The sequence below is a fragment of the Streptomyces huiliensis genome (assembly GCF_020037025.1).
Lineage (GTDB): Bacteria > Actinomycetota > Actinomycetes > Streptomycetales > Streptomycetaceae > Streptomyces > Streptomyces huiliensis.
Window position 1 is genome coordinate 1 of the sequence record NZ_JAIQLH010000283.1, and the last position, 3,620, is coordinate 3,620.

General features: G+C 74.1%; 4 protein-coding genes. 2 read left to right on the top strand and 2 right to left on the bottom strand.

Annotation, left to right across the window (positions count from 1 at the left end; translation table 11 throughout):
* Positions 1-317: GNAT family N-acetyltransferase (locus JNW98_RS31205; protein ID WP_223771663.1), on the bottom strand; the 317-nt coding region annotated here is incomplete at its 3' end.
* Positions 318-347: 30 nt separating this feature from the next.
* Positions 348-809 carry a MarR family winged helix-turn-helix transcriptional regulator gene (locus tag JNW98_RS31210; RefSeq protein ID WP_223771664.1) on the bottom strand — a complete coding sequence of 154 codons (462 nt, stop codon included), beginning with the start codon at positions 807-809 and terminating at the stop codon, positions 348-350.
* A gap of 340 nt (positions 810-1,149) precedes the next feature.
* Here JNW98_RS31210 and JNW98_RS31215 point away from each other — a divergent pair, with 340 nt between their 5' ends.
* The gene (locus tag JNW98_RS31215) at positions 1,150-2,388 is read left to right on the top strand and encodes an MFS transporter (RefSeq protein ID WP_223771665.1); all 1,239 of its coding nucleotides are present in this window, start codon (positions 1,150-1,152) and stop codon (positions 2,386-2,388) included.
* A 77-nt stretch (positions 2,389-2,465) separates the two neighbouring features.
* Positions 2,466-3,098: an HAD family hydrolase gene (locus JNW98_RS31220; RefSeq protein ID WP_223771666.1), complete on the top strand. Its 633-nt coding sequence runs from the start codon at positions 2,466-2,468 to the stop codon at positions 3,096-3,098.
* Positions 3,099-3,620: the final 522 nt, after the last annotated feature.

Consider the following 3,620-nt stretch of genomic DNA (forward strand, 5'->3'; position numbering starts at 1 on the left):
CACCGCATGAACCGGCCGCCGATGCCGTTCCCGCGCTCGTCGGCGTGGACGCGGACCGCCTCGACGAGCGCGCGCTTGGCACCGCGCCGGGAGAGGCCGGGGATGACGGTGAGCTGGAGGCTGCCTATCGTGCGGCCGTCGCGGACGGCGACGGTCAGGTGCTGGTTGGGGTCGGCGTCCAGGGCGCGGAACGCCTCCAGGTAGGGGCCGAGGTCGTCGGGTGACTCGCGGCGGGCGCCGAGCGGGTCGTCGGCCAGCATGGCCACGATGGCGGGGATGTCGTCGGCGGTCGCGCGCCGGAACTCGATGTCGCTCATGATCGCGACCCTATGTGCCCGGCGGCGCTGTCACGAGGCCGGAGCGAGAGATTCCACGGCGGCGACCAGCGGGGCGAGTTCGGGCCTGGCGGCCGCCTCGCGGAGCGCCTCGCGCAGGGCCGCGTCGTTGGTCGGACGGGCCTCGGCCAGCAGGGCGAGCCCGGCCTCGGTGACGTCGGTGTAGATGCCGCGGCGGTCGGTGAGGCAGAGGTAGCGGGTCAGCAGGCCGCGGTCCTCCAGCCGGTTGACCAGCCGCGTCGTGGCGCTCTGGCTCAGTACCACCGCGTCCGCCACCTCGTTCATGCGCAGGTGGCCGCCCTCGCCGCTGTGCTGCCGGCTGAGCACGTCCATCACGGAGAACTCGCGGACGCTCAGACCGTGCCCGGCCTGCAGCGCGCGCTCGATGTGCGCCTCGATCCGGCCGTGCAGCGCGGAGAGGGCACACCAGCCCTGTGCCAGGCCGGCCAGTGCGGGGTCCAGGGTGCGGGTCATGGGGGCCCTCCTTCGATCGGTCGTCCGTCCGTCGGCGACGCCGCGCGCGGGGGGCGGCCGGACGGCCTCGGAGCCGTCGTCGCCATCGCCGTCTTCAGCAGGATATCCCCTCGGCGCAATAGACGGCGCTTGCAAGTAACCCGCGTCTGCAACTATTGTGGGCGCCGGTTAGGGACGTACGCATGGAACCGGCGTGCGGACCGGCCGTGACCACGGGTGCCGGGCCGGAACGGCCTGCCCGGCCCGGCACCCGGATCGACACCCCCTGGACGAACCGGGCCGACGAAGCCCCGGACGCCCCGCCCCTTCCCCGGAAGCACCCCCGACTCAAGGACCCCTCATGCCCCTCGCCCTCCTGGCGCTCGCCATAGGCGCCTTCGGTATCGGCACCACCGAATTCGTGACCTCGGGCCTGCTCCCCGAGGTGGCGGAGGAATTCCACGTCTCCGTACCCACCGCCGGCTGGCTGACCACCGGCTACGCGCTCGGCGTCGTCCTCGGCGCCCCGATCCTCGCGATCGTCGGGAGCCGGGTCTCCCGCAAGAAGATGCTGATCTCGCTGATGGGCCTGTTCACGGCGGGCAACGCGCTGTCCGCCGTCGCCCCGGTCTTCGGCGTGATGCTCGCCGGCCGGATCGTGGCCTCCCTCGCGCACGGCGCGTTCTTCGGCATCGGCGCGATCGTCGCGGCCGGGCTCGTCGCGCCGCAGAAGAAGGCGGGCGCCATCTCGATGATGTTCTCCGGGCTGACGGTCTCCAACATCGTCGGCGTCCCCTTCGGCACCCTGCTCGGCCAGAGCGCGGGCTGGCGCGTCACCTTCGCCGTCATCGCCGGCCTCGGACTGCTCGCCATGCTCGGCATCGCCACCCTCGTCCCGCGGCTGCCGCACCCCGAGCGCACGCCGGTCTCGGGGGAGCTCGCCGCCTTCCGCAACCCCCAGGTGCTGCTGGCCATGGCCATGACCATCCTCGGCTTCGGCGGCGTCTTCACCCTCAGCACCTACATGGCCCCGGTGCTCACGGACGTCGCCGGGTTCGCGCCCTCGTCCGTGACCTGGCTGCTGGTCCTCTTCGGCGTCGGGATGTTCGGCGGCAACCTCATCGGCGGCCGGTTCGCCGACCGCGCCCTGATGCCCATGCTCCTCACGGCCCTCGGCGGCCTCACCGTGGCGCTCGCGCTGCTGCCGCTGGCCGCGGAGAACAAGGTGGCCACGGCCATCGCCCTGCCCCTGATCGGCGGTTTCGGCTTCGCGACCGTCCCGCCGCTGCAGAAGCGGGTGCTCGACCAGGCCGCCTCCGCCCCCACCCTGGCCTCCGCGGGCAACATCGGCGCCTTCAACCTGGGCAACGCCATCGCCGCCTGGCTCGGCGGCCTGGTCATCTCGGCCGGGTTCGCCTACACCACGCCCACCTACGCCGGTGCGGCGATGGCCGCGGGCGCCCTCGCCCTCGCCCTCGTCTCCGCCGGGCTGGAGCGGCGCACGGACGCCCGCCGGGCCGGCCACGGCGGCCTCGTCGCCGCGCGCTCGGCCGGAACGGCCGCCTCCGACGACCGGCCGGCGGTCGCCGCAGGGCACTGACGGCCGGAACGGCCGCGTGGGCCGGGTCGTCCTCCGGACTTCGGAGGGCGGCCCGGCCCACGCCTACGCTTCCCGTCATGAGCAGACTGCACTTGTTCGACCTCGACGGCACTCTCATCCACGGCTCCGCGGCGGCGATCGAGATATCCCGGCAGCTCGGCTGCGAGCGGGAGATCGACGCCCTGGAACGGGACTTCGTCACCGGGCTGATCGACCCGGTGGGCTTCGCGACGGCCGCCTGCGCGCTGTGGGGGGAGGCGCTGACGGACGCCGCGGTGGCCGCGGCCTTCGAGAACGCGCCGTGGCTGGCGGGGATCAAGGACGTCTGGGCGGACATCGAGGCCCGGGGCGAGCACTGCGCGGTCATCTCGCTGTCCCCGAACTTCTTCGTGGAACGCCTGACGGGCTGGGGCGCCCACGCCGCCCACGGATCGCGGTGGCCGGCGGTCCCGTTCCGCGAACCGGTCGACCCGGCCGGCATCCTCAACGCCGACGCGAAGGTGCGGATCGCGGACGAGCTGTGTGCCGCGTACGGGCTGACGCGCGCCGACTGCGTCGCGTACGGCGACTCGATGTCCGACGCCCGCCTCTTCGCCGCCGTCCCCGTGTCCGTCGCGGTCAACGCCGACCACCACGTCCGCGACGTCGCCTCGCTCGCGTACGACGGCCTTGATCTCAGGGAGGCTTACGCGCTGGTCGGGGGCGTGTAGGAGCGCGGGGGACCGTCCGGGCCTCGCCCGTCCGTCGCTCACCTGTCCGTTCGAACCGGGAACCATAACCGCAATCGCCCCTCCGCCGTGCGGAGTTCCGCGAATATGCCACGGGCGGCGCGCGGGCTGGCATGCTACCCCGCACCGAACACCCCATCATCCCCAGGGGATCGCGGGCACCGTCCGGCTCGGCCGGGGTGCGCGGACCGACGAGAGATGACCGAGGCGAGAGACGAATGGACGCTCCGAGCCGCCCATCGCCCGAAGGCGGCGCACACGGCAGGCGAGGCGAGTGGGGCTGGTTCTCCCCACCCGGCAGGCCCCCGGCGGCCGACCACCCGGACGCCCCGGAGCACCGGGAACCACCCCTCCCCGGCAGCCCTCCGCCCCCGCCTCCCGACCCCGCCGGCCCGGGCGGCCCTCTCCGCTCCCCCCGCCCGGACGCGACCGCCGCCATACGCGGCGCCTTACGCGCGGGCCACCGCGGCCGCGCGGGGGCAGGCGGCGGCGGGACGGAAGCGG